Annotated in this window: 22 protein-coding genes; 6 read left to right on the plus strand and 16 right to left on the minus strand. The window is 61.2% G+C overall.

Annotated elements, in window-relative coordinates; translation table 11 throughout:
• Nucleotides 1-171 precede the first annotated feature (171 nt).
• From G5380_RS14705 to G5380_RS14730, 6 genes are read right to left on the minus strand one after another with little or no spacing between them, the layout of a single operon-like run.
• Nucleotides 172-1,350 (minus strand): hypothetical protein, encoded by a 1,179-nt coding sequence (locus tag G5380_RS14705; RefSeq protein ID WP_421209779.1) that lies wholly within the window; start codon nucleotides 1,348-1,350, stop codon nucleotides 172-174.
• Nucleotides 1,351-1,352: 2 nt separating this feature from the next.
• The gene (locus G5380_RS14710; RefSeq protein ID WP_421206842.1) at nucleotides 1,353-2,015 is read right to left on the minus strand and encodes a TonB family protein; all 663 of its coding nucleotides are present in this window, start codon (nucleotides 2,013-2,015) and stop codon (nucleotides 1,353-1,355) included.
• The gene (locus G5380_RS14715) at nucleotides 2,012-2,413 is read right to left on the minus strand and encodes an ExbD/TolR family protein (RefSeq protein ID WP_005339369.1); all 402 of its coding nucleotides are present in this window, start codon (nucleotides 2,411-2,413) and stop codon (nucleotides 2,012-2,014) included. Before G5380_RS14715 ends, G5380_RS14710 begins: the two co-directional genes overlap by 4 nt.
• Complete coding sequence (locus tag G5380_RS14720; protein WP_005339367.1) at nucleotides 2,410-2,940, minus strand: MotA/TolQ/ExbB proton channel family protein; 531 nt, start codon at nucleotides 2,938-2,940, stop codon at nucleotides 2,410-2,412. The genes G5380_RS14715 and G5380_RS14720 overlap by 4 nt, the downstream gene beginning before the upstream one ends.
• The gene (locus tag G5380_RS14725; protein WP_257691535.1) at nucleotides 2,937-4,241 is read right to left on the minus strand and encodes a MotA/TolQ/ExbB proton channel family protein; all 1,305 of its coding nucleotides are present in this window, start codon (nucleotides 4,239-4,241) and stop codon (nucleotides 2,937-2,939) included. The genes G5380_RS14720 and G5380_RS14725 overlap by 4 nt, the downstream gene beginning before the upstream one ends.
• The gene (locus G5380_RS14730; protein WP_216979813.1) at nucleotides 4,238-4,999 is read right to left on the minus strand and encodes a DUF3450 domain-containing protein; all 762 of its coding nucleotides are present in this window, start codon (nucleotides 4,997-4,999) and stop codon (nucleotides 4,238-4,240) included. Before G5380_RS14730 ends, G5380_RS14725 begins: the two co-directional genes overlap by 4 nt.
• A 210-nt stretch (nucleotides 5,000-5,209) precedes the next feature.
• Between G5380_RS14730 and G5380_RS14735 the strand changes: the two genes are divergently transcribed.
• On the plus strand, nucleotides 5,210-5,986 hold the full coding sequence (locus G5380_RS14735; protein WP_216952456.1) for a helix-turn-helix transcriptional regulator: 777 nt from the start codon (nucleotides 5,210-5,212) through the stop codon (nucleotides 5,984-5,986).
• A gap of 59 nt (nucleotides 5,987-6,045) precedes the next feature.
• Here the strand turns inward: G5380_RS14735 and glmS are convergent, their stop codons facing one another.
• Nucleotides 6,046-7,878: a glutamine--fructose-6-phosphate transaminase (isomerizing) gene (glmS, locus tag G5380_RS14740; RefSeq protein WP_005355853.1), complete on the minus strand. Its 1,833-nt coding sequence runs from the start codon at nucleotides 7,876-7,878 to the stop codon at nucleotides 6,046-6,048.
• 55 nt (nucleotides 7,879-7,933) lie between these two features.
• Complete coding sequence (locus G5380_RS14745) at nucleotides 7,934-8,707, minus strand: DeoR/GlpR family DNA-binding transcription regulator (RefSeq protein WP_421209781.1); 774 nt, start codon at nucleotides 8,705-8,707, stop codon at nucleotides 7,934-7,936.
• Between the two features lie 122 nt (nucleotides 8,708-8,829).
• Between G5380_RS14745 and blrA the strand changes: the two genes are divergently transcribed.
• From blrA to G5380_RS14770, 5 genes are all read left to right on the plus strand, one after another.
• Nucleotides 8,830-9,504, plus strand: a complete 675-nt coding sequence (gene blrA, locus G5380_RS14750) for a beta-lactam response regulator transcription factor BlrA (protein ID WP_157161682.1) — start codon at nucleotides 8,830-8,832, stop codon at nucleotides 9,502-9,504.
• Nucleotides 9,501-10,922: a beta-lactam sensor histidine kinase BlrB gene (gene blrB / locus G5380_RS14755; protein ID WP_368192794.1), complete on the plus strand. Its 1,422-nt coding sequence runs from the start codon at nucleotides 9,501-9,503 to the stop codon at nucleotides 10,920-10,922. The genes blrA and blrB overlap by 4 nt, the downstream gene beginning before the upstream one ends.
• 80 nt (nucleotides 10,923-11,002) lie before the next feature.
• A complete protein-coding gene (gene blaOXA, locus G5380_RS14760) occupies nucleotides 11,003-11,797 on the plus strand; it encodes an OXA-12 family class D beta-lactamase (RefSeq protein WP_421352848.1) in 795 nt (264 codons plus the stop codon).
• 120 nt (nucleotides 11,798-11,917) lie between these two features.
• Entirely contained in the window at nucleotides 11,918-13,267 is a 1,350-nt protein-coding gene (gene creD, locus G5380_RS14765) for a cell envelope integrity protein CreD (RefSeq protein WP_227341674.1), read from the plus strand.
• Nucleotides 13,268-13,401: 134 nt separating this feature from the next.
• Nucleotides 13,402-14,799 (plus strand): DUF4832 domain-containing protein, encoded by a 1,398-nt coding sequence (locus tag G5380_RS14770; protein WP_323936965.1) that lies wholly within the window; start codon nucleotides 13,402-13,404, stop codon nucleotides 14,797-14,799.
• 32 nt (nucleotides 14,800-14,831) lie between these two features.
• Here G5380_RS14770 and G5380_RS14775 read toward each other — a convergent pair whose 3' ends face one another.
• The 8 genes from G5380_RS14775 to G5380_RS14810 are packed head-to-tail and all read right to left on the minus strand — an operon-like array spanning nucleotide 14,832 to nucleotide 23,784.
• Nucleotides 14,832-15,239, minus strand: a complete 408-nt coding sequence (locus tag G5380_RS14775; RefSeq protein WP_033115229.1) for a hypothetical protein — start codon at nucleotides 15,237-15,239, stop codon at nucleotides 14,832-14,834.
• On the minus strand, nucleotides 15,236-16,363 hold the full coding sequence (locus G5380_RS14780; RefSeq protein ID WP_323936968.1) for a glycosyltransferase family 4 protein: 1,128 nt from the start codon (nucleotides 16,361-16,363) through the stop codon (nucleotides 15,236-15,238). Before G5380_RS14780 ends, G5380_RS14775 begins: the two co-directional genes overlap by 4 nt.
• Nucleotides 16,350-16,841 carry a serine acetyltransferase gene (locus tag G5380_RS14785; protein WP_266135136.1) on the minus strand — a complete coding sequence of 164 codons (492 nt, stop codon included), beginning with the start codon at nucleotides 16,839-16,841 and terminating at the stop codon, nucleotides 16,350-16,352. The genes G5380_RS14780 and G5380_RS14785 overlap by 14 nt, the downstream gene beginning before the upstream one ends.
• Nucleotides 16,838-18,052, minus strand: coding sequence for a glycosyltransferase family 4 protein (locus tag G5380_RS14790; RefSeq protein ID WP_421203808.1), 1,215 nt, complete (start codon nucleotides 18,050-18,052; stop codon nucleotides 16,838-16,840). The genes G5380_RS14785 and G5380_RS14790 overlap by 4 nt, the downstream gene beginning before the upstream one ends.
• A complete protein-coding gene (locus G5380_RS14795) occupies nucleotides 18,049-19,059 on the minus strand; it encodes a glycosyltransferase family 2 protein (protein ID WP_421352849.1) in 1,011 nt (336 codons plus the stop codon). Before G5380_RS14795 ends, G5380_RS14790 begins: the two co-directional genes overlap by 4 nt.
• Nucleotides 19,056-20,435, minus strand: coding sequence for a capsular biosynthesis protein (locus tag G5380_RS14800; protein ID WP_421203804.1), 1,380 nt, complete (start codon nucleotides 20,433-20,435; stop codon nucleotides 19,056-19,058). The genes G5380_RS14795 and G5380_RS14800 overlap by 4 nt, the downstream gene beginning before the upstream one ends.
• Nucleotides 20,432-21,646: a lipopolysaccharide biosynthesis protein gene (locus tag G5380_RS14805; protein ID WP_421352850.1), complete on the minus strand. Its 1,215-nt coding sequence runs from the start codon at nucleotides 21,644-21,646 to the stop codon at nucleotides 20,432-20,434. The genes G5380_RS14800 and G5380_RS14805 overlap by 4 nt, the downstream gene beginning before the upstream one ends.
• A complete protein-coding gene (locus G5380_RS14810; RefSeq protein ID WP_421352851.1) occupies nucleotides 21,643-23,784 on the minus strand; it encodes a GumC family protein in 2,142 nt (713 codons plus the stop codon). The genes G5380_RS14805 and G5380_RS14810 overlap by 4 nt, the downstream gene beginning before the upstream one ends.
• Nucleotides 23,785-23,792: the final 8 nt, after the last annotated feature.

Raw genomic sequence — 23,792 nt, forward strand, 5'->3', positions numbered from 1 at the left:
TTCGGCGCCCACTTCGCTAGGAAGCTGGCTCATCAGTCCGGCGTGTTCCGCCGTGCTGGTAGGGGCGCATTATAGGGAGCCGCGCAGGGATGACAAGGGCTTTTTGCAAAAATGCGTTCTTTTGCTGAAAAAGCGAACTGAACACCCCAAAACAGCCCATTGGCACCTCTTTTACGCTGCTTTTTTGCTCAACTCTTCGCTTTGTGCCCGGATATAGTTGACCCAGCTGGTTGCCTTCTGCTGCCAGTTATCCTGCTGCTGCAGCTCTCGGGCCAGTTTCAGCGCCTGGGCATACTGCTCCTTATTAAGGTGTGCCTGCACCAGCAATGCTTTGGCACGATTGCCTTGCTCGCCTTTTACCGACTTGATGGCGGCGAGCTGGGTCATGGCGGCATCTGTCTTGCCCTGTTGCAGCAGCAGTTCGGCGGCGCGCATGGCAGCTTTGGGCTGACCATGTAGGCTGGCCAGCTGCTGCCAGCTATCAACTGCTTGTGACCACTCCCGGGCACCTTCCCACAATTGGGCCAGCAGTTGGCGGTTTTCAGCACTTTGCTTCATCTGTCCCTTGGCCATGGCCGCCTCCAGCAGACGGGCACCACGATAAGGCAGCCCTTGCCAGGCATAGAGGCGGATCAGCTGGTTGCGGGCTGACGCGTCATCCATCAGTTTTCTGTCGATGGCAGTCTGCAGCAGCGCCAACGCCTGATCCCCACGTTTGGCGGAGAGGTTGAGCGATACCGCCTGTTGCCACCACTTACTCTCTGTCGGCTCATGACGGATCAGCTCGGCCGCCTGATCGGCCGCCACGCCATAACGTTGCTGGGCGGTGAGGGCGGAGAGACGAATGATGGCGGCCTGTTTCTGCCAACCCTTCTTCAACAACTGTTCGCTCTGGCTGGCGGCGTCACCGTACTGTTTGTTGTGGTAATAGAGGCCAGCCAGACGCAGGCGCAGTGCATCGTCATGCTTGAGCGCCAGTGCCGCCTTGTAGCTGGCGATGGCACCAGACCAGTTGGATTGCTGGGCCTGAATATCGCCGCGCAGTCGCAGCAGCTGAAGCTGTTGTTGCTCGGGCCACTCTTTATAGGAAAGGGCCTGTTCGACGTAGCGGCTCGCTTGGGCGGTCTGTTGCAGATTGGCCGCCAGCGAGGCTTGCAACTGCGCCAGCCAGGCACGCTCGGCATCGCTATTTGGCTTGAGGCCGGATGCCTTGCTCTGGGCCTGTTGCCACTGACCAGACTGATAGAGCCTCATCACGGGTTCAAGCTGACGGGAGAAGTGAGGGCTGACCTCCATCGCCAGACAGGCTTGGCCAACCAGGGCCAGCAGACAGATCCAGATCCGCAACATAGTTATGACTCCAGTTTGAATTTGAGCGTGATGACTTGCACCAGCTTGTCGGTGGCGCCCGGTCTCGGCTGATAGCGCCACTTGTTGATCGCCTGAATGGCCGCCCGCTCGAACTGACGCTTGGGCTTGGCCTCGACCACTTCCACATCCTGCACGCCACCTTCCGCATTCACGCTAAAGCGCAGGGTGACGAATCCTTCGATCCCTGACTGCTGGGCACGATAGGGGTAGACCGGCTCGATCCGTTGCAGCGGCATCAGCATGTCACCTGCGCCGATACCCGCTCCCTGCTGCTGGCCGTGGTAGTTGCCACTCAATACCGGTGCGGTACTGGTCGCCACTCCGGGGGCATAGACCTGCACCGCGCTGAGGCTTGAAACCAGATCCAGACTCGGCTCAACGGCCGCCAAGGGGGCCGCGGCAGGCATCGGCAGCGGTGTCGAGGCCAATGCCGCGGGAGGCTCTGGCAGAGGCTCGGGCTCCTGCGGCACTGGACGCTCGCGTACCTGCACCTCGGTCACCTCGTTCTGCATATTGATGACGATGGGCTTCTGTTCGCTCGCCACCTTCTCGCCCCGGAGCGGTTCAACCAGCGTGGCCATAAACAGCAGGATGCCCAGACTGAGGGCAATCCCCAGCCCCAGGCTCATCAGCTTGTATTTCATTTCGGCGCCACCGCCACGGCGATATTGGCGATACCCGCCGCCTTGGCCTCATCCATCACCCGCACCACCTTGCCATGGGGTACCCGCTCGTCGGCCTGGATCACCAGGCTGGCATCGGGCTGCTCCGCCAGCAGACGGGCGATGGTGGCCTGTACCCGCTCCACATCGATCTGCTTGCGGTCGAGGAAGATCTGACCCTGAGCCCCGATCGCCAGCATGATGCTGGAAGATTTCTGCGCCTTGGCCTGACTGGCCTGGGGTCTGTGCACCTCGAGCCCGGCTTCGCGCACGAAGGAGGTGGTGACAATAAAGAAGATCAGCATGATGAACACGATATCCAGCATGGGAGTCATGTCGATCTGCACTTCGTCACGCTGGCGTTTGGATTGCCGTCTCATTGCATTACCTTCTCTTCTCGCAGGCCGTCCCGGGTCTTGGCCAGCGCACGCTTGGCCTGACTCTCGAGCCGACTGAGTAACAACACGCCGGAGAGCGCCACCACCATGCCCGCCATGGTGGGGATAGTGGCGCGGGAGATCCCGCCCGCCATGCTCTCCGGGTTAAAGCGGTTGGCCGCAGCCAACGCATCGAATACGCCGATCATGCCGGTCACTGTGCCCAGCAACCCCAGCATGGGACAGAGCACCACCAGGGTGCGGATGAAGATCAGATGACGGTTCAGTTCCAGCTCTGCCTGCGCCAGCCAGCGGCTGCGGATCGCCCGGGCGTGCCAACTGTGGCGCTCGCTGCGGGCCTGCCAGCGGCCGAGCAGCTGTTGCTGCAAGGGGCCAAAACCCAGATTGAGGTAGAGCAGCCGCTCGATCATCAAAATCCACATCAGCACCAGCAGGGCCAGAATGACCCAGAGCACAGGGCCGCCACGGCCCATGAAACTCTGCAGCTGTTGCCAGATGTCGAGCATCATGCTGCTCGCTCCATCCCGCCATTATTGCTCTCGGCGCGCTCAGCCAGAATGCCGGCTACTTGCTGCTCCAGCACATTGGAGAGCTCGGTGAAGCGCGATTGCAGCAGGCTGTGGGCCAGGATCAGCGGAATGGCCGCAACCAGACCCTGTACCGTGGTGACCAGCGCCATGGAGATGCCGCCCGCCATGATCTTGGGATCGCCGGTACCAAACTGGGTGATGGCCTGGAAGGTGCCGATCATCCCGGTTACGGTACCGAGCAGACCCAGCATGGGGGCGATGGCCGCGATTACCTTGACCATGCCGATACCGCGCTCCATACGAGGAGTCTCCTGCAGGATCGCCTCATCAAGACGCAGCTCGAGGGTCTCCATGCTCAGCTCGGGGTGTTTGTCTGCTACCGTCAGCACCCGGCCGAGGGCGTTGTCGGCGTGATACTCGCCGCTCTTGAGCTGGCGGCGCACCAGAGTAAGTTCGCGGGAGAGACTCCACAGCCGTACCGCAGCAATTCCCAAACCGATAGCGGCCAGCAGCACGATAATGGCGCCGACCTGACCACCTTGCTGTACCTGCTGCCAGAAGGTGGGTGCCTGTGCCAGCATCGCCAGCAGAGTGCCATGAGAAGGATCCAGCGGCAGCGCTTCCCCTTCCTGACCCTGATAAGCCGCAACGGCAGAGAGCACACTACCGGGCAGACCCAGTACCGGGCTCAAGCCTTCGGCGGTCGGTTGCAGGAAGCCTTCGCTCCCCAGCAGGGCAAAACTGCCAACCCGGGTCAGCGACTGCTCGCTGGCAGCCCCCTGGGCATCGAGCACCTTGCCGTTGAACTGGGCAATCCGGCCAGATTCGCGGATCTCCTGCAGCAGCGTGGCGGGCAGCAGGGCGAGAGCGGCACGATCCGGCACCTGTTTATCCTGTGCCATGGCTTTCAGCGGGGCGAGACGCTCCGGGTACTGGCCCTCGACGGCGGATTCGCTCAGCAGCTTGACCGCATCGCTGGCGCCCTGACGGGTGACCGCGAAGATCTCGTTCATGTCGCCGGAGGCTTGCTCCCACTGGGCGTTAAGCTCGACCAGCTGCTTCTCGTTGCTGGCGAACTTGCCAGCCAGCTCCTTGCTCAGGCGCTGGGCCTCGGCCAGTCTGGCACGGGCAGTGCCGAGCTCCTTGGCAACGGTCGCCAGATCTTGCTGAGCCTGCTGTTCACGAGCCTGTTCCTGCTGCTGCCACTCATCGGCGACAGCGGCGTTGGTACCGCAGAAGAGGGCAATAAGGAGGGGGAACCACTTCATGGTGACTCTCATGATTGGGCCTCCTGACTGCGGCTGACAGAGAGGGGGACATTGAGCAACTGGGGAACTTTCTTGTCGGCGGCCACATCCATTGCCTCGGCGATAGGGGAGAGCCACTGGCTATCGAGGGCTTGCCACTGCTTCGCCTCGGCAGACCAGCGCCATGCCTGACTGCGATCGGCCGTCATTGCCAGCAGGGAGACCCGACCCAGCGCCAGCACATCGACCCGACGAGGAGCACCATCCAGCTCCAGCTCGGCGGAATAGCTGTCCATCCGGCTGCCGTACTCGGCTTCGATCTGATAGGCCTGCAGCAGCTGACGGAATTTCTCTGCCTCGCTAACGTCTGCGCGGGCCAGGGTCGCTTTCAACTGTTCAACCCGCGCCAAACGATCTTCCTTGCGCAGCGGGATGTCGTTTTGCACCAGCAGTTCCAGATCTGCCTGCATCTGCAACATCAGCGGGATCAAGCCCTGACGGGTCTCTTGCACCGCTTCCAGCTGCTGACTCAATTTACCCAGCTCATTTTGCTGATCGGCCACCAGAGATTGCATGTAGCGGTTGTAGGCTTCGAGGTCGCGCAGTTGCAGCTGGGCATTTTGCAGCTCCAGTCGTGCGGCAACGGCGGCATCGGCGGCTTTTTCCACCCGCTGCTGGGAGGCTTTCCCGGCAGCTATGCTGTTCTTGAGGGCGGGAGCAACCAGCTCATCCCCGATGGCAGCAAAGTGGACTGACAGTGGCAGCAGGGCCACACCCCATAATTTGTTCATTGAAATACATCTTACTAATGATAACTATTATCATTATCTCAAATGCGGGGCGGACTGGCAACGAGAGGATTTTCTTGGCCTTTATGCACAAAAACAGGATAATTTTTAGACACGCACGGAATAAGTGGCGCCAATAGCCACCGCACAAATATAAATAACGAGAAAAAATCTTTTCGATCAGTGTGATAGAGATCGAAAAAGGAGAAAGTCATGCTCAACGATGCGATCTGGGAACATATCGACAAGTTCACCAAGGCAACAAAAACCAGCGATATCCAGCAACAACTGGAACGCTTCAGTCATCAAATGGGCTTTGATTACTTCCGGCTGTTGATTATTTTCCCCATCAGCATGCAGAAATCCCACGTGGCACTGTTCAACAACTGTCCGACCAGCTGGTTTGACGCCTACAGCGAAAACCAGTATCTGACCCAGGATCCGGTGGTCTATCTGGGGCTGAAACAGACCCAGCCTATCTTCTGGAACAAACTCGACTGCGACTCGCCCTGGCTACCCAGCGCCAGCCGCGACGTGATGAACCTGGCTGCCGATTTCGGGGTGCGCAACGGCGTATCCTTCCCGCTCCACACCCCGCAGGGGGAGCACGGTATCCTCTCATTCATCACCAAGGAGAAGTCCAACTCTGATCTGATGTTTGAAAACGTTCCCTTGCTGTCATTCTGCGCCAGCTACATCTTCAACTCCGCGCTGCAACTGATCAAAAGCCGGCCTGACCTGATGAAGTACCTGACCGAACTGTCGGATCGGGAGAAGGAGTGCCTGTTCTGGGCAAGCGAGGGCAAGACCTCCTGGGAGATCGCCACCATCCTCGGCATCAGTGAGCGGACGGTCAACTTTCACCTGACCCAGGTGACCAACAAGACCGACTCGAAGAACCGCAGTCAAGCCATCGCCAAAGGGATCACCAGCGGCATCATTGTGCCCTCCCTCGACGAGGTCACCATCACCAACCTGCGGCTGTCGTAACCCCTCAGCCGAAGCAAAAAGAGCCGCAATTGCGGCTCTTTATCATTTAAGAAAGTGACTTACTCGACGGTCACCGATTTTGCCAGGTTGCGCGGCTGGTCGACGTCGGTGCCCTTGATCAGGGCAACGTGATAGGAGAGCAGCTGCAGCGGCACGGTATAGACAATGGGGGCGATCACCTCTTCCACATGGTTGAGGTTCATGACCCGCATGGTCTCGTCGCTCTTGAAGCCGGTATCGGCATCGGCGAACACGTAGAGGATACCGCCACGGGCGCGCACCTCTTCCACGTTGGACTTGAGCTTCTCCAGCAGATCGTTGTTCGGCGCCACCACAATAATGGGCATTTCGGCATCGATCAGCGCCAGCGGGCCGTGCTTCAGTTCGCCAGCGGCGTAAGCTTCGGCGTGGATGTAGGAGATCTCTTTGAGCTTGAGCGCCCCCTCCATGGCGATGGGGTACTGGCTGCCACGGCCGAGGAACAGGCTGTGCTGCTTGTCGGCAAACTCTTCGGCCAGGGTTTCGATATCCTTGGCCAGTGCCAGGCTCTCTTTAATACGCAGCGGCAGGGCTTGCAGCGCCTTGACCAGTTCGGCTTCGGCGGCGGCGCTCAGGTGGCCACGGCAGTGACCGACCGAGGCCACCAACATCAGCAGGCCAGCCAGCTGGGTGGTAAACGCCTTGGTGGAGGCCACGCCGATTTCGGCACCGGCGCGGGTCATGAAAGCCAGATCCGATTCACGCACCAGCGAGGAGCCCGGCACGTTGCAGATAGCCAGCGAGCTCATGTAGCCGGATTCCTTGGCCAGACGCAGCGCCGCCAGGGTATCGGCAGTCTCGCCACTCTGGGAGAGGGTCACCAGCAGGCTGTTGGGGCGCACTACCGATTTGCGATAGCGGAACTCGGAGGCGATCTCCACATCGCAGGAGACGCCAGCGATCTCTTCGAACCAGTAGCGAGCCACCATGCCGGAGTGATAGGAGGTGCCGCAGGCGACGATCTGCACGTGCTCGACCTTGTCAAAGATGGCGCGAGCGCCGTTGCCGAACGATTCGACCACCACGTGATCGCTGCCCAGACGCCCTTCCAGGGTGTTGGTGATCGCTTTGGGTTGCTCGTGGATCTCTTTGAGCATGTAATGACGGTATTCGCCCTTGTCACCGGCATCGTGGGAGAGTTCGGACTCCTGCTCTTCACGCACCACGGCGTTACCGTTGGTATCGAAGATATGCACATCGCGACGGGTCACTTCGGCCACATCACCCTCTTCCAGGAAGATGAAGCGACGGGTCACCGGCAGCAGCGCCATCTGGTCGGAGGCGATAAAGTTCTCGCCGATACCGCGGCCGATCACCAGCGGTGAACCGGAACGGGCCACCACCACGCGGCTGTCGTCGCGGCTGTCCATCACCACGGTACCGTAGGCACCGCGCAGCTGCTTCACCGCAGTTTGCATGGCGGCCAGCAGGCTGCCGGCGCTCTTCAGCTCGTGATGGACCAGATGGGCAATCACCTCGGTATCGGTGTCGGAGCTGAACACATAACCCAGCGCCTTCAATTCTTCCCGCAGCTCTTCGTGGTTCTCGATGATGCCGTTGTGCACCACCACGATATGCTCGGAGACGTGGGGATGGGCATTGCGCTCGGAAGGCTCGCCGTGAGTGGCCCAGCGGGTATGGGCGATGCCGGTACCACCATGGACGGACTGCTCGTCGAGCGCCTTGGCCAGCTCGGCCACCTTGCCCAGACGGCGAACCCGCTGCAACGGCTGGTTGGCGCTGAACACGGCCACACCGGCTGAGTCATAACCGCGGTACTCCAGACGGCGCAGGCCCTCTACCAGAATTTCAGCCACATCACGTTGGGCAACAGCCCCGACGATGCCACACATACACTTCTCCTTGAGATGCAAATCGTAAAGTCAGTTGGATGGTTCAGAGCTCGTGTCAGCAAGTGACCGGGGCGCAGATAAGCGTCACCCCCTGGGCTTGAATCTGTTCTCTGGCCTCGCTGGCCAGCCCCTCGTCGGTCACCAGGGTATGGATGCTCGACCAGGGAAGTTCGAGATTGGGGATCTTGCGGCCGATCTTTTCCGATTCGACCATCACAATGACCTCCCGCGATACCTCGGCCATGACCCGCGACAGGCCCACCAGCTCGTTGAAGGTGGTGGTGCCACGCTCCGGGTCGATGCCGTCGGCACCGATAAAGAGCTGGTCGAAGTCGTAGGAGCGCAACACCTGTTCCGCCACCTGCCCCTGGAAGGATTCGGAGTGAGGGTCCCAAGTGCCACCGGTCATTAACAGGGTAGGCTCATTTTCCAGCTCGCGCAGGGCACCGGCCACATTGAGGGAGTTGGTCATCACTATGAGGCCGCGCTTGTTGCCCAGCATGGGGATCATGGCGCTGGTGGTGCTGCCGCTGTCGATGATGACGCGGTTGTGATCACGCAGCCGCTCGGCCGCCGAACGGGCAATAGCTAACTTTCGGTTCGAAACTTGTTCAGGGTTGACCTCGACCACCATCTCGTTTGGCAAGGGAACGGCACCACCGTAACGGCGCAGCAGCAGACCGCCGGTCTCCAGTACCGCCAGATCTTTACGGATGGTCACTTCGGAGGTAGAAAAGTGTTTGGCAAGGGCGTCGACGCTCACTTCACCCTGCTCTTGTACCAGGGTCACTATGGTGTGGCGGCGTTGTTGAGTATTACGTTTGGTCATTTTTAAGTTTCGATTCGAAAGAACATCGAAATATTAGCCCCTTTTTCGGAAAAATAAAACAGCAAATAGGATCCGATTTGGTTCGATGCCAGAATGGGGTGCCAATTTGCGACGAGGATGCCATGCAAAAGAGAGTCATCTGGCTGGTGGAGGATGAGGCCAGCATCGCCGACACCCTGATTTACGCCCTGCAGACCGACGGGTTCGAGGTGGAGTGGTTCATGCTGGGCCAGCAGTTGCTGACACGACTGGAACAGACGCGACCCGACTTCCTGATCCTCGATGTGGGGCTGCCCGACATCAGCGGCTTCGAACTCTGCAAGCAGGTGAGGGCGCTGACCGATATCCCCCTGATGTTCCTCACCGCCCGCAGCGAGGAGATAGACCGACTGATCGGGCTGGAGATCGGTGCCGACGACTATGTGGCCAAACCCTTCTCGCCACGGGAAGTGTGTGCCCGGGTGCGGGTCATCCTGCGCCGCAGCCAGCCGGTCGCCCCCCAGCCCAGCACCCTGCTGGTACTGGATGAGCAGCGGGCCCGCATTCACTTTCGCGGCCAACCGCTGGCCCTCACCCGCTACGAATATCTACTGCTCAAGACCCTGATGCAGGCGCCGGGGCGGGTCTACTCCCGCCAGCAGCTGATGGATCTGGTGTGGCAGGATGCGGAGGAGAGTCTTGATCGCACCGTCGATACCCACATCAAGACCATCCGCGCCAAGCTGCGCGAACATGATCCAGAAGCCAACCTGATCCTCACCCACCGCGGGCTGGGCTACAGCCTGGAGCTGGCATGAGACTCGGGTTGCAACTGCTGTGCGGCCTGCTGCTGATCTTCGCGCTGGCCGCCTGGTTTGTACTGGAGATCTTCGTCGAGGAGATAAAACCCGGGGTGCGCAGCGCCACCGAGGATACTCTGGTCGACATGACCCAGCTGCTGGCGCCGCTCGCGCTCGATGACCTGCAAGAGGGCAATATGATGAACGGGCGGTTGGCCAGCGCCTTCGCCCGCCTCAACCAGAATCCCATCAATGCGATGATCGACGGCCACCTCAAGCAGCAGGCGGAGTACCGCATCTATGTGACGGATCGGCAGGGGATGGTGATTTACGACTCCGACGGCACGGATCTGGGCAAGGATTATTCCCGCTGGAACGATGTCTACCGCACTCTGCGTGGCCAGTATGGCGCCCGCAGCACCCGCACCGATCCCGACGATGCCGCCAGCTCGACCATGTATGTGGCTGCACCGCTGCGGGAAGGGGCCGAGATCATCGGCTCCCTCACCGTCGCCAAACCCAACCGCACCCTGATGCCAGCCATCGAGCGGGGGGAACAGGAGCTGCTGCGGGCCGGCGGCCAGATGCTGCTCATCTCGCTGCTGATCGGCAGCCTGCTGGTGTGGTGGCTCAACCGCGCCATCGGCAAGCTGGTGCACTATGCCGACTCGGTCAGCAAGGGGGAGGCGGCACCGCTGCCGCAGTTGCACACCGTCGAGCTGGATCGGCTCGGCCGCTCGCTGGAAACCATGCGCCACCAGCTCGATGGCAAAAGCTACATCGAAGCCTATGTGCACAGCCTGACCCACGAGCTGAAGAGCCCGCTGGCGGCCATTCGCGGGGCAGGGGAGATTTTGGCCGAAACGCCACCCCCCGAAGTTGCCAAACGGTTTATCGGCAACATCAATCTGGAAACCGCGCGCATGCAGCAGCTGATCGAGCGAATGCTGCAACTGGCGCGGCTGGAGTCGGGGCAGGGGCTGGATCGCCAGTCGGTGGAGCCAGCGAAACTGGGCAAGCGCACCCTCGATGCTCGCCAGATCATCGCCCAGCGCCGTCAGGTCGAGTTGGTGGCCGAGCTGGCCAGCGCGCCGAAACAGAAGTGGGATCCGCTGCTGGTGGAGCAGGCCATCGGCAACCTGCTGGATAACGCTATCGACTTCTCTCCCGCCAACGGGCAGGTCACCCTGAGCGGCAGCCAGCAGGAGGAGGGCTACTGTTTTCGGGTTACCGACTGCGGCCCCGGCATTCCCGACTACGCATTGCCGCGCATTTTCGAGCGCTTCTACTCCCTGCCACGACCGGACAAGGGCAAGAGCAGTGGTCTGGGGCTTAGCTTCACCCATGAGGTAGCCCACCAGCATGGCGGCCGTCTGACCCTGAGCAACCGGCCGGAAGGAGGCGCGCTGGCGGAACTCTGGCTGCCATTCGCCTAGTCCCCCCGCAACTTCACATTCCCCACACAAAGCGGCATTAGACTGCCGCTTTCTCTCATCCATTTGCTCAAGGAAATGCTATGTCCCGCCTGCTTCTCTCCAGCCTGCTGGCTGCCGGTCTGCTCGCAGACCTGCCTGCCTCCGCCGCCAGCGGCTGCTTTCTCTATGCCGACGGCAACGGCCAGACCCTCTCCAGCGAAGGGGACTGCTCCAGCCAGCTGCCGCCCGCGTCCACCTTCAAGATCCCGCTGGCGCTGATGGGTTACGACAGTGGCTATCTGGTGGATGAAGAGCATCCGGCGCTGCCCTACAAACCGAGCTATGACGGCTGGCTGCCCGCCTGGCGTGAAACCACCACCCCGCGCCGCTGGGAAACCTACTCGGTGGTCTGGTTTTCCCAGCAGCTCACCGAATGGCTGGGGATGGAGCGCTTCCAGCAATATGTCGACCGCTTCGACTACGGCAACCGGGATCTCTCCGGTAATCCGGGCAAACATGACGGCCTGACCCAGGCCTGGCTCAGCTCCAGCCTCGCCATCAGTCCGGAGGAGCAGGCCCGCTTCCTCGGCAAGATGGTGAGCGGCAAGCTGCCGGTCTCGGCGCAGACCCTGCAGTACACCGCCAATATCCTCAAGGTGAGCGAGATCGACGGCTGGCAGATCCACGGCAAAACCGGCATGGGCTACCCGAAGAAGCTGGATGGCAGCCTCAACCGCGATCAGCAGATCGGCTGGTTCGTCGGCTGGGCCAGCAAACCGGGCAAGCAACTGATCTTCGTCCATACCGTGGTGCAAAAGCCAGGCAAGCAGTTCGCCTCTATCAAGGCGAAAGAAGAGGTGCTGGCCGCATTGCCCGGGAAGCTGAAGACCCTGTAATTCCTCCAGAAACCGGCGCAATGCCGGTTTTTTTATCCCCCTTCACCACCACTTCACACAAGCCCATCCCCCCTTCACGTCCGGCCGGCAGACTCACTCCATCCAACAAGGAGACGTGTCATGGTCAAACAGATATTCACCCACAAGATCTTTCTGCTGCTGTTGCTCAGCCTGCTGCTGATGGTACCGGTGCAATCCATCATGGAGCTGAACCGGGAGCGTCAGGCTTACCGCAGTCAGGCCATTCACAGCATCATGGCCAGCAGCAGCGGCCCGCAGCGACTGATGGGGCCCATTATCGTACAGCCCTATACCCGTTCGGTGACGGTCGAGCAGGAGGGCAAGCGCTTCGTCCGTCAGGAGCAGATCTACCGCTACCTGCTGCCGGAACAGCTGGACGTGCAGGCCATCATGGAGGTGACCCCGCGCAAGCTCGGCATCTATCAGGCGCAGGTCTATCAGACCCGGCTCTCCCTCTCCGGCCGTTTGCCGACAGCAGCTCAACTACAAGAGAGCGCGCCGCTCGCCGGGGATGATGAGCTGGTGGCAGGCAAACCCTACCTGAGTCTGGTACTCTCCGATGCCCGCGGTATCAACAGCGTCCCCGAACTGCAACTCGGCACACAGCGGATCCCATTTGCCCCCGGCGCCCGCCTCGGTGATGCGCTCGCGGGTATCCATGCCCCGATCGACAGCCTGCCGCAGCAGGATGGCACCTTCCATCTGGAGCTCAATCTACAGGGGATGAACGCCCTCGACATAGTCCCGCTGGGCAAGGAGAGCACCCTGCAGCTGGCGGGCAACTGGCCCCACCCCAACTTTATCGGCGACTTTCTGCCGGGCAGTCGCACCCTGAGCCCACAAGGGTTTGAGGCCAACTGGCAAACCAGCTGGTTCGCCAGCGACATGGAGACCCGCTTCAACCGGATGATGAACGGGGGCGATAGCAATCTCTCCACCTTCAGCGTCAGTCTGGTGCAGCCGGTGGATCACTATCAGCTCAACGAACGGGCGGCCAAATATGCCCTGCTCTTCATCGGCCTCACCTTTATCAGCTTCTTTATGTTCGAGTTGCTCAAGGGGCTGAGGGTTCACCCGATCCAGTACGCGCTGGTAGGCATGGGGCTGGCTATCTTCTATCTGGTGCTGCTGGCCCTGACCGAGCACCTCGGCTTTGGCTGGGCCTATCTGGTAGCCGCGCTGGCCAGCGTGCTGCTCAACGGCTTCTACCTCAGTCATGTGCTGAGTGGCCCGAAGCAGGGGATCGGCTTCGCAGCGCTGCTCGGGCTGGTCTATGCCATCCTCTACAGCCTGCTGCAAGCCGAAGAGATCGCCCTGCTGCTCGGCGCCCTGCTGCTGTTCGCCACCCTGGCGCTGATCATGATGCTGACCCGCAAGCTCGACTGGTATCAGGTGATGGGGCAACAGAGTGTCGAGTCCCGCCCAGCCGGACATGACAATGACGACTGAGGGCACAACCTCCGTCAATCTCTGACCTAGACAACAAAGGCTTCAGTCGGTTCTTCTCGAAAAAAGCGGAACCGGCTGGGCCTTTGTCCGCCAATTTCCTAGCATGCAACCATGTTCCACAGGCGGACGATCACATGAAAATGCATCCGGGCAGGATCCTGCTCTATTCCGGCTTGCTATGGGCTCAGGGAGCTCTGGCCGGTACCCTCACCATTCATCCCGAACCGGTCGAAGACCTCTTGCACAATCCCGGCGTCGGTATCGAAGAGTTTCACAACAGCTGGGGTCATCCCCTCTCTCTGGCTGAACATCCGGTCAGCACGGTCGACTACTTCCGCTTCTACTGGAGCGAGCTGGAGCCACGGGAGGGCGAATACAACTTTGCTCTGATCGACAGGGCCATCGATCAGGCACAGCACGCCACCCCGAAACAGTCGATTGCCCTCAGGGTCATGACCCTTGATGAGCCCTTCTCGGGCAGCAAGATCCCGGAGTGGCTCATCAACAAGGGGATTCGGGGAGAGTGGGTGAACAACCACCAGACCTTTGTGCCCGACTACAGCGACCCGCAGTTCCTCGCCCGAGCCACCCGGCTGTTTCAGGCGTTGGGCGCCCATTACGATGGCAACCCGGCGCTGAGTCATGTCGACATCGGCATGATAGGTTCATGGGGGGAGTGGCACATGAGCAACTTCCCCGGTCCGACGCTGGAACAGCGCTACAGCAGCGAGCAGCTCAAACCCTATGTTGACCTGCAGATGGCCGCTTTTCCGCGAACCCCCAAGCTGATGCTCATCAACAACCTGCCCATGTTTGAGTATGCCGTGGGCAAGGGAGCTGGCTGGCGGGCAGACTGCCTCGGCGACTGGCACCACTTCTCCCAAAGCTGGAGCCACATGCGCAACGCCTACCCGGAACGACTGGCGAGCGCCCGCGCCAATGTGGCGAACTTCGATTCCAGCTGGCAGCGGGCGCCGGTCAGTTTCGAGGTGTGCGGCAAGCTGAGCGAGTGGCCAGGCCAACAGCAGTACACCATGGAGGAGGTCAAGGCCACCTTTGACTGGGCGCTGGCCCAACACGCCTCCACCATCAATCTCAAGTCGGATCCGATTCCCCCCCAATATCGACCCATCGTCGACAATGCCCTGCGCAAGCTGGGCTATCGCATCGTGCTGGACCAGCTGACCCTCAAGGGAACCATGAAGCCGGGGGCTACCCTTGCCCTCAACGGCGACTGGCACAACGACGGGGTAGCGCCGGCCTATCGCAACTGGCCGCTCACCTACCGGCTGGTCAACGAGGAAGGGCAGGTCGGCGCCATGCTGGTGACCCGCAACGACATGACCCGCTGGATCCCGGGCAGCAAGGCTACCACTCGCGACAGCCTGACCCTGCCGGGCCGGATGGCACGCGGTCACTACTATCTCGAGCTGGCCTTCATCGGTCAGGACAAGCAGCCCGCTTTGCAGCTCGGCATTGCCGGTCTGGAAGAGAGTGGCTGGTATCGTCTGGCCGAGATCGACATCCAGTAACGCAAAAGGGCTCCCGCAGGAGCCCTCTTTCATCACATCAGCACGCTCTTTTTGAACAGGTCCCACACCCCGAACGAGAAGTGCTTGAAGATGTCGATGCCAAGGGCTGACTTCACCAGATAGAGCAGCAGCACCATGCCGCAGATCCCCAGCAGCAACAGCAGGGTAGTCAGCAGCACCTTGAGGTGAAAGCGAAAGCCGCTTTCCCGCCCGCGATGACGGCGATCCCGTCCCATCAACACCACCAGATAGCAGCGCCAGCGACCGATGCCGAAGGCACTGTTGACGTTGATGGCGTGCGACTTGCCATCACTCATCAGCCGCAGCGCCTGCTCGATACCGTCGCGCTGAGTTTCACTCAGGCTCTCGGCCACCTCGGGGGAGAGAGCACGGTAGAAGCGGTCGATCGCCCCCTGCGGTTTCTGCGGTAATTGGCTCATTGGTTTTCTCCTGCGGGCAGGCCCAAAGCCTTGCGGTAGACCGCCATGGTCTGGCCGGCGATCCGCTGCCAGTCATACCGCTGCAGATAGTCGCTGTAATCGACCTTGCCGCGAGTCAACTGGGCGTTGAGTCGCTCTGCCAACGCACTCACATCGCCGACCGGGAAATAGCACTCCTGTTGCAGCGCCACCGCCAGATTGGCGGGAATGTCGCTCACCACCACCGGCAGGGAGAAGGAGAGCGCCTCCAGCAGGGCTATCGGCAACCCCTCGTGATAAGAGGGCATGGCAAACAGGGCCGCCTGTGAAAAGACGCTGATCAGCGCCTCGCCATTGAGGAAACCGGTACGGATCACCCCCGGTGTTTCATCCGCTATCCGCTGCAAGCGCTCGCTGTAGGGGGTGGGGTGATCCGTATCCCCCACCAGTACCAGCGGCAGCTCGGTATCGAGCTGGCGGTAGGCGGCGATGAGATCGTGCAGCCCCTTCTCTTCGACGAAGCGGCCCACCGCCACCAGATAGCTGCCAGCGGTCAGTCCGAAACGGGCCAGCGTCAGTTCCCTCTTGTCCGCTGCAGGCAGCTCGACCCGTTTCACCCCGTTGTAGATTAGGTGGGCATCCTGGCGATCGTACTGTCGGCGGATCGCCTCGTTGATCACTTCGGAGATGACGATCACCTCGCTGGCATAACGTACCGCCCAGCGCTCGCCAAGGCGTAATACCCACTTGGCCAGCGCCCCCCACTTCTGGCGGTCATAGTCGGGGCCGTGATGGGTAAAGACCACCCGCTTGCCAAGCAACCTCAGCAGCGGCACCACCAGTCCCGGGCCGATGGCATGGACATGCACCAGATCGCAGGCATGACGGCGGCAGTAAAAAGCCGCGAGCAGAGAGTGGAGGATTGCCTCCAGCGACTTCTTTTTGGGGGTGGGCAACGCCTCGAGAGCCACCCCTTCAAACTCGCCGCTTCGGTAATTCACATAGGGGGCGCGAGCCAGCACGGTCGCCGCCACGTCGAACTGGCGGTGCAGCTCCGGATAGAGGGACTGACAATGGGTTTCGACACCGCCCAGTACATGGGGGATCCCCCGGGTACCGAGCACGGTCACACTAATCTGCTTCATGATCTTCTCGAATGATTCTGGCGGGATTGCCCGCAACAACGGCGCGAGCCGGGACGGAACGAGTGACGACGGCGCCGGCACCGACACAGGCATGATCACCAATGGCGATTGCCCCGATAACGATGGCGCCGGTGCCGAACTCGACCCCGTCCCCCACGGTGGGCGAGAGGAGCTGGCCGCTCTCACGATCTGGCTTGTTACCCAGGGTGCAGTTGTGGCGCAGGGTGCAGTCACGCCCCATCTGCACGCCGTCACCGATGACGATATTCTGCGGGTGATAGAGGCGCAGACCCCAACCCAGCCGGGCTCTTGGCGAGATATCGAGGCCACACAGCAGCTTGAATCCCTTGAGCAGCAACAAGCCGGGCAGCCTCATAAAGCGGTCTCCCTGTGCCAGCCGGTAGCAGAGCAGGAACAGGCGCGCCGTCTTGCTCGGATTGAGCGCCAGTTCGGCTTTCAACTCGTGCCAGAAGCTCATCTCTGCTCCTCCAGCAACGACTGGTAGAGCGCCAGCAGGGCTTGTTGGTGGCTAGCGAGGGAGTAACTGTCGATCAGCCGCTGACGGGCCGAACGCCCCATGGCCGCCGTCTGCTCCGGCTCGGCCACCAGCCTATCCATGCAGCGGGCCAGCTCGTCGGCATTACCCGCCTCGAACAGCAAGCCATCGAAACCGTCGCGGATCTGCTCCGGAATCCCGCCAATTCGAGCCCCGATCACCGGTTTGCCATAGGCCATCGCCTCCAGTACCGACATGGAGCAGTTCTCGTACCACTCGGACGGCACCACCACTGCCTTGGCGTGACGCAGCAGATCGAGCAACGCTTCCCCCTGCTTGAACCCCAGCAGTTCGGCATTGGGATAATGCTGCCCGAGGTGCGCCTGCAGCGGGCCACCGCCCACAATTTTGAGACCCGCCGGCCGCGTCATGCGCTGATGGGCACGGGCAAGCGTCTCGACCCCTTTCTCGGCCATCAGGCGCCCGAGGAACAGAAAGTACCCACGATCCTCTCCACTTTCGCGGCTCGACTCGACATCGATACCATTGAGGATCACCTCGATGCGGGAAGCAGGCAGCCGGGTGCGAAGCATCCCGGCCATGAAGGCGCTCGGCGCAACCAATGCATCAACCTGCTCGTAGTTGCGACGCCACTGCTGCCAGGCCGCCTCGGCAGAGAGCAGCAGGCTCTTGCCCCACGACCCCTCCTGCCACTGATGGCGAAACAGCTTGAGCCAGGAACCCTCGATCCGGGTCAGATCGAACGGCTCGCCATCGACCAGCATGCTGTAATTGGGACAGGCCACCTTGTAGTCGTGGGCTGTCAGCACCGTCTTGCAGCCCAGGGATTTGGCCACCCGGATGATCGCCGGGGTGAGCTGGTGGTAGATGTTGTGAAAGTGAACGATATCGGGCCGCTCTGCACGGATAAGCTCCGCCAGCCGATCACAGGCCTCCTGATTGTGGATGAAGCGAACGGCGATCTTCAGCCGATCGAAGAGCCCGTGCCGCTGGTGATAATCGACGTTGGCCGGAAAGTAGCCACTCTGGGGCGAGGGGAGGTTATCCGGATGCTGCATGGCAAAGTCGATCACCTGATGACCCGCCTGACGCACCATCTCCCGCTCCTGAAAGAGGACTGTCTCGGCCCCCCCCTTCATGAAAAAGAACTTGTTGGCAAAGAGCACCTTCACGGCAATGACTCCTGGATCAGACGATGGGCGGGCGCCTCGCGCGCAGAGCGCTGGGGCAACAGCAGGCCGCGCACCAGCCCGGCTGCATAGATGGAGAGGTTCATGACACTGCGCAGGGCATCTTGCAGGGAGCGGTTCTTCAACCACTTGAGAGCGATGAAGCCACCCAGCGGTGTCAGTGCCAGCAACGGCAACCAGAACGGCAGTCCGGCTACGAAAAGCAGCACGCAGAACAGGAGTGTCAGCAGGTAGAGTCCGAACAGCAGCTCGGAGCGGATCACCGACAGCACCTCGCGAAAATAGGGCTGCCCCCACGCCGAGCGCACCAGCTCGCCGCTGGCAAACAAATACCCCATGCGCCAGCGGTAACGGATCAGGGCAAGGGAGTCCATGGTGTGGGAGGTGTGAAAGAAGAAGGGGACATCGAGCCGCTCCAGCCGATAGCCCGCCTGACGCAGCCGGATACCCAGCTCCGCCTCTTCGTAACCGTGCAGGTTGCGATTGGTGAGATAGCCGATCTGCTCGATGGCGCTGCGTCGAAACAGGCCGCCACCACACAGCCAGCGCGAATCGCCCAGCGGATAGATCTGGTTGATGCGCTGCTTGCGCGACTTGAACTCATAGCTGTGGGCATCATCCATCTCGGCCCGCCCGGCCACGCCACCGCATTCGGGGTGGGAGTGCATGTGCGCAAGGGCGGCCGGCACAAACTCCGGCTCCAGCTTCATATCGCCATCGAGCAGCAGCAGGAACTCCCCTTCGCTGAAGAGGTAGCCAAGCTGTGGCCCCACGCCGCAACAGCGATCGGCCGGGTCGGTCAGGCTCACCACAGTCCCCCCCAGCTGGCAGGCAATCACCTGGGTGCGGTCGGTCGAGAGACTGTCCGCCACGATAATCTGGTGGGAATAGTCGGCCAGAGCGCTCCTGATGCTTGCTATGGTGTCGGCAATCCCTGCCTCCTCGTTGTAGGTCTTGATGATGACGGAGATAAGGGGGGATGGAGTCATGACACCTCACAAGAGCTGGTGGCCTGCCGAACCGAAGAACGGATCACCAGGGCGGCACCCAGCACGAAATAGAAGAGGAACTGCTGTACCGGGATCAGCATCAGCAGCTGGCTGTAAGGCAAACTCAGCAGGCAGGCGATCCCGAACGCGATGAAAGCGGGTTGGTAGCTGAGCAGACGCACATCTGCCGCACTCAGCAGCTGGCGATCCAGCAACGGGCGGGGACGGCAGCACCAGAGCAGCAGAACGATCAGCGCGATGAAGATCAGGGTGCCCATCAGCCCCACCTCCCACAGCAACACGCTGAGGGAGGTGGAGTCGAGCAGCACGTTGAACAGGGGGTTGAGAAAACCGGGCAGGGTGCTGCCATGGTTGGTGGTGTTGAGGCCATAACCAAACAGCAGATTGCTGAGACCGTGGTGATCACCGTTGCTGGCCCAGAAAAAGAGAGTCGTCACCCGCCCCAGCTCGCCGGTTTCCGGGTTGATGTGGTTGGGATCGAAGATATAGCCGAGGGAGTCGATAAACAGCTCAATGGCCCCCTGTTGCCCGGCCCCCTCGAACGCGGATGAGTAGGAGGCAGCCAGCACCAGAACGGCCACGGCCACCAGTGCAGTCATCGCCAGCGCAATCAGCAACAGACGCTTGAGGTCATAGCTCTTCATCCCCCTGACATAGCTTGGCGAGAGCCAGACCCAGGCCAGCAGCAAGGGGGACAACAGGATGACGAACTTCACCTCGGCCAGCACGCAAATGGCAAAGGCGGCAAGAATGTGAAAAGCGACCGAACGACGCGAAATGAGGCCGTGGCGAAACTCGGAGAGCTTGATCAGCATAACCAGCAGGCAGAAGAAGCCGAGTGCACCGGTATTGCCGCCACCCATGGGATCCCCCCCGAAAGTACCGACCACCGAGTCCCACTTCTCAAACTCGCCGCGCATTGCCACCCGCTTCGGCACCACCACCAGCACCTGAAACAGCACCACCGGGATCTGCAGGTAGAAGACCCACTCCACCAGCTTCATGATGCGGTAAATCTGTGACTCGCGGCAAAAGCCGAGCAACAGGCAGGGAAGCAGCAGAGAGAGCGCCAGCTCGTTCTTGAAACCGATGATAGTCACCATGCCCCCCTGCTGAAGCAGGGTGCCCAGCAGCGCCAGCACCAGCAAGCCACAGTAGAGCAGCAGCAGCACCTTCTCCTGATAGTCGAGCCGCAACGGGCTGTAACGCGTCTGCAGCGGCAGCAACATCAAGGTGGCAATCGCCAGCAGGAAGGGCAGCCAGAGGAAGGCCGTAATACCGGTGACGTACTGGGCCAGGCCGCAGATCACCAGCGACAGCAGCAGATTGGCCTGCATGATGAGGGCACTGTTCACGAGGGCAGCTCCATCCGCCCCTGCAACTCGGCAGCCCGGCGGTTGACCCGCAAAAAGACGAAGCCGTAGCGCACCGCAGTCAGCAGAGAGAAGGCCAGCACGCAGAGCTCGTACTCCTGCTGCAACCAGGGCAACAGCACGAAGGCAATCACTACGACCAGCAGCTGCTCAAGCTGGATCTGCAAAAAGTAGCGGGGCGAGCCGAACACCAGCTCGATTACGGTCAGCGGGCAGATGGCCACCGCAGTAAAGACATAGGGCAACATGTAGCGGGAGGTATCGATGGAGGCGATCCACTCCGCATTGAAGAACCACTTCATCACCAGCGGATAGCAGATGAGGATCCCGAGGGTGGCCGCACTGCCCATAGCCAGCAGCAGCCGCTTCACCTTGCGAAACTCCTCCCCGTTGAAACGGCGCAGGCGAAAATCCTCCGACCATCGCGAGAAGATGGAGTGGCGGATGGCGTTGCCGACAATCACCACGGGCGCCAGACAGAAGCGGTTGACCACGGCAAAGTAGCCAGCCACCAGAGGGGAAAACCAGAAGTTGATCAGCACGGTCGGCAGATTGGCCGTCACCATCGCCAGCACCTCGGCACTGCCGACACCAGCCAGATGCGCTTTATGGCGGGAGAAGAAGTGCAGCAGGTGGCGCGGGGCAGCCTCTCTCAGCATGGAACTGTGCCAGGCAAAGGCAGACCACAACCAGCACCCGATCACCAGCAGCAACAGACAGGCCCATAACTGATAGAAGTGCGTCATGTCTGGGGCCAACAGCAGACAGAGCAGCACCACGGCAGAGGCCGAGATACGCTGCAGACCGAGCCGCTGGTAGTGGCCGGCCCGCAGGGCCAGATTCTCGGCGATGAGGAGCAGCCCGTGGGTCACGGTCAGCAGGTAGAGCGGCCAGAGCGGCAGCGAGAAAAAGCAGACCACCACCAGCACATAGGGGATGGGGAGCAGCCAGACCTGCAACAGGGAAAAGATCAGGTTGCCGGGCAGCTCGGCCTCCTCCAGCTTGGGCAACAGCAGTTGCGAGGCAAAGGTGGCAAGCTGGGCACCGATCAGCACCAGACTGTAGCTGAGGGCATAGAGCCCGACCGCAGCCATGTCGAACTTGTGCGACAGTGACCAGACCGAGAACGCCCCGATCAGCTGGGATAACACGGAAGCACCCCCTATGGTGGTGATGCTGCGCAGCAGTTTCATAGCGCGCCCCAGGTGGGTGCACCACAGAATCTCAGGTTCTCCGCCCCTTCCAGATCGCGCTCGGCGACCTGGGTCAGCACTGTCCCCAACACCGCCACTCTGGCATCCCGCAGCTGTGCCAGCACGCTCAGCACCCGACTGGCCGGCAGCTGGCCGGACTGGATCACATGAATGGCACCATCCAGCGGTTGCCCCAGCAGCAGGGCATCCTTGCCGACTTCCAGCGCAGGGGTGTCCACTATGATGCGGTCAAACTGCCCGGCAAGGGTTGCCAGCAGTTCGCTCCAGCGTGGCGAGCCAAGCAGTGCCAGCGGGGAGGAGACCGGCTGGCCAGCCGGCAGCAGGGTCAATCCCTCTTTTGGCACCAGACAGGCAGCCAAATCGGCTTCGCCTGCGAGCAGCTCGGCTAACCCCGGTCTGGCTGCCTGCCCCAGCAACTGGCGACCAAGGGAGCCCCGGCGCAGATCCCCATCCACCAGCAGCACTCGCTCATGGCGGGCAAAGCTGGCGGCACAGAGAGCCGCCAGCGTCGACTTGCCCTCACCAGCACCGGTCGAGGTGATCATGATGCGCTGCAGCTGACCCGACTCCAGCCGCATGATGGCGTAGAGGTCATCGGCACTGGCACCTACTCTGGGATTGACCGCTCCCACCCGCAGCAGTGCACTCTGATCCTGCAAGGCTGCCAGCCGCGGGATTTCGCCAAGCACCCGCCCACCGAGCTGGGAGACCAGCTGGCTCAGACGATCCAGGGTATTGCGCAGTGCTCCGGCAGTGATGACGGCCAGCACGGCAACCATGCCCGCCATGATCACCACCATCAGCAGAAACAGCATCTTGTTTGGCTTGGCTGGCAACAAGGGCACCGATGCAGCATCGTAGAGGATGGCATTCGACTCGTGCAACTGAGCGTTCAGGCGGGTCTCTTCCTGACGGCGGAACAGCTCGTTATAGAGCTGACGGGTCTTGTCGATATTGTTCTTCAGATTGTTGTACTCATCCTTCTTGACCGCCAGCGAGGAGAACTCCCGCTTCTTCTCGTCAAGCTGGGCGAGATACTCCTGCTCCTTGCGCTGGCTGCTCTGGTAGCGATCCTCGATACCGTCGGCAATCTCCCGCATCAGCTGGTTTGACTGGGTATTGAGCGCCTTGATGCGCGCTTCGGCCTGCAGAATACGGTCATGCTTGGGGCCATAACGCTTGGCCAGCTCGGAGAGCTCCTGCTGGGCCTTGATGAGGGCGATGCGCAGATCCTGCATCTGGGGGTGGTTGGAGACCTCGGGCAGGGAAGCCAGCGCCGCCGGATTGCGGCCGTACTCCTGAATGGACTGGAATTCGGCCTGCGCCGCCAGCCGCCGCTCGCGTGCATCCGCGTACTTGTTGGTGATGATACCGAGCTCTTCGGTTTGCAGACCATCTACGCCGCGAAACGTCAGCAGATCATTGCGGGCAAGAAAATCGCCGAGCTGCTTCTCCTGCTTCTCCAGACTGGCCTTTATCTCCACCAGCCGGCTCTGGTTCCAGTGCGATGCCGTGGTGTTGGCATCGACCCGCTCCTCCACATTGAGATCGATGTAAGTCTGGGCCACCTCATTGGCGACGCTGGCGGCCAGCTCGGGAGAGCGGGATTCGAACCCTATGCTGACCAGCTGGGTATCGCGCACCGGCGAGACGGTCAGGTGTCTGGCCAGATACTCCAGCGCATGCTGGTGGCGTGAGGAGGCATCCTCCTGATGTGCGGCACTCCAGAGCCCCTTGATGCGGCTCAGCCAGCTGTCGGGATTGGGCTGCCCGTTGAATTCCGGCAACTCGGCCAAACCCAGATGAGTAACCACCTTCTCGGCTACCCGGCGTGACTTGAGCAGCTCGAACTGGGTGTTGTAGTACTCGCGGCGGCTGGTATCGACCCGGTAGACGGGCTCGATAGGGGAAGCGCTGTTGGCATCTGCCTTCAGCAGCAGGGTCGCACTGGATTGATAATAGGGCGGCATGCTGAGGATAAAGGGGGCTGCCGCCAGGGTCACCACGGCGGCAAACAATACCACCTTCCACCAGTTTGCCTTGAGCACCCGCCAGGGGCCGCTGAAATCGAGGCGACTCTCTAGCGCACGGCCATTTTCAACCAACAATGAAGTCATGAAGAGCG

Source organism: Aeromonas sp. 604443, assembly GCF_049170315.1.
GTDB lineage: Bacteria > Pseudomonadota > Gammaproteobacteria > Enterobacterales > Aeromonadaceae > Aeromonas > Aeromonas veronii_A.

Coding starts and splice junctions, on each gene's coding strand:
- G5380_RS14770 (WP_323936965.1), top strand. CDS start 13,402: ATGAAAATGCATCCGGGCAGGATCCTGCTCTATTCCGGCTTGCTATGG.
- G5380_RS14705 (WP_421209779.1), bottom strand. CDS start 1,350: ATGTTGCGGATCTGGATCTGTCTGCTGGCCCTGGTTGGCCAAGCCTGT.
- G5380_RS14725 (WP_257691535.1), bottom strand. CDS start 4,241: ATGAGAGTCACCATGAAGTGGTTCCCCCTCCTTATTGCCCTCTTCTGC.
- G5380_RS14710 (WP_421206842.1), bottom strand. CDS start 2,015: ATGAAATACAAGCTGATGAGCCTGGGGCTGGGGATTGCCCTCAGTCTG.
- G5380_RS14780 (WP_323936968.1), bottom strand. CDS start 16,363: ATGAAGCAGATTAGTGTGACCGTGCTCGGTACCCGGGGGATCCCCCAT.
- G5380_RS14715 (WP_005339369.1), bottom strand. CDS start 2,413: ATGAGACGGCAATCCAAACGCCAGCGTGACGAAGTGCAGATCGACATG.
- G5380_RS14735 (WP_216952456.1), top strand. CDS start 5,210: ATGCTCAACGATGCGATCTGGGAACATATCGACAAGTTCACCAAGGCA.
- G5380_RS14745 (WP_421209781.1), bottom strand. CDS start 8,707: ATGACCAAACGTAATACTCAACAACGCCGCCACACCATAGTGACCCTG.
- G5380_RS14785 (WP_266135136.1), bottom strand. CDS start 16,841: ATGAGCTTCTGGCACGAGTTGAAAGCCGAACTGGCGCTCAATCCGAGC.
- blaOXA (WP_421352848.1), top strand. CDS start 11,003: ATGTCCCGCCTGCTTCTCTCCAGCCTGCTGGCTGCCGGTCTGCTCGCA.
- glmS (WP_005355853.1), bottom strand. CDS start 7,878: ATGTGTGGCATCGTCGGGGCTGTTGCCCAACGTGATGTGGCTGAAATT.
- G5380_RS14730 (WP_216979813.1), bottom strand. CDS start 4,999: ATGAACAAATTATGGGGTGTGGCCCTGCTGCCACTGTCAGTCCACTTT.
- blrA (WP_157161682.1), top strand. CDS start 8,830: ATGCAAAAGAGAGTCATCTGGCTGGTGGAGGATGAGGCCAGCATCGCC.
- blrB (WP_368192794.1), top strand. CDS start 9,501: ATGAGACTCGGGTTGCAACTGCTGTGCGGCCTGCTGCTGATCTTCGCG.
- creD (WP_227341674.1), top strand. CDS start 11,918: ATGGTCAAACAGATATTCACCCACAAGATCTTTCTGCTGCTGTTGCTC.
- G5380_RS14795 (WP_421352849.1), bottom strand. CDS start 19,059: ATGACTCCATCCCCCCTTATCTCCGTCATCATCAAGACCTACAACGAG.
- G5380_RS14775 (WP_033115229.1), bottom strand. CDS start 15,239: ATGAGCCAATTACCGCAGAAACCGCAGGGGGCGATCGACCGCTTCTAC.
- G5380_RS14805 (WP_421352850.1), bottom strand. CDS start 21,646: ATGAAACTGCTGCGCAGCATCACCACCATAGGGGGTGCTTCCGTGTTA.
- G5380_RS14720 (WP_005339367.1), bottom strand. CDS start 2,940: ATGATGCTCGACATCTGGCAACAGCTGCAGAGTTTCATGGGCCGTGGC.
- G5380_RS14810 (WP_421352851.1), bottom strand. CDS start 23,784: ATGACTTCATTGTTGGTTGAAAATGGCCGTGCGCTAGAGAGTCGCCTC.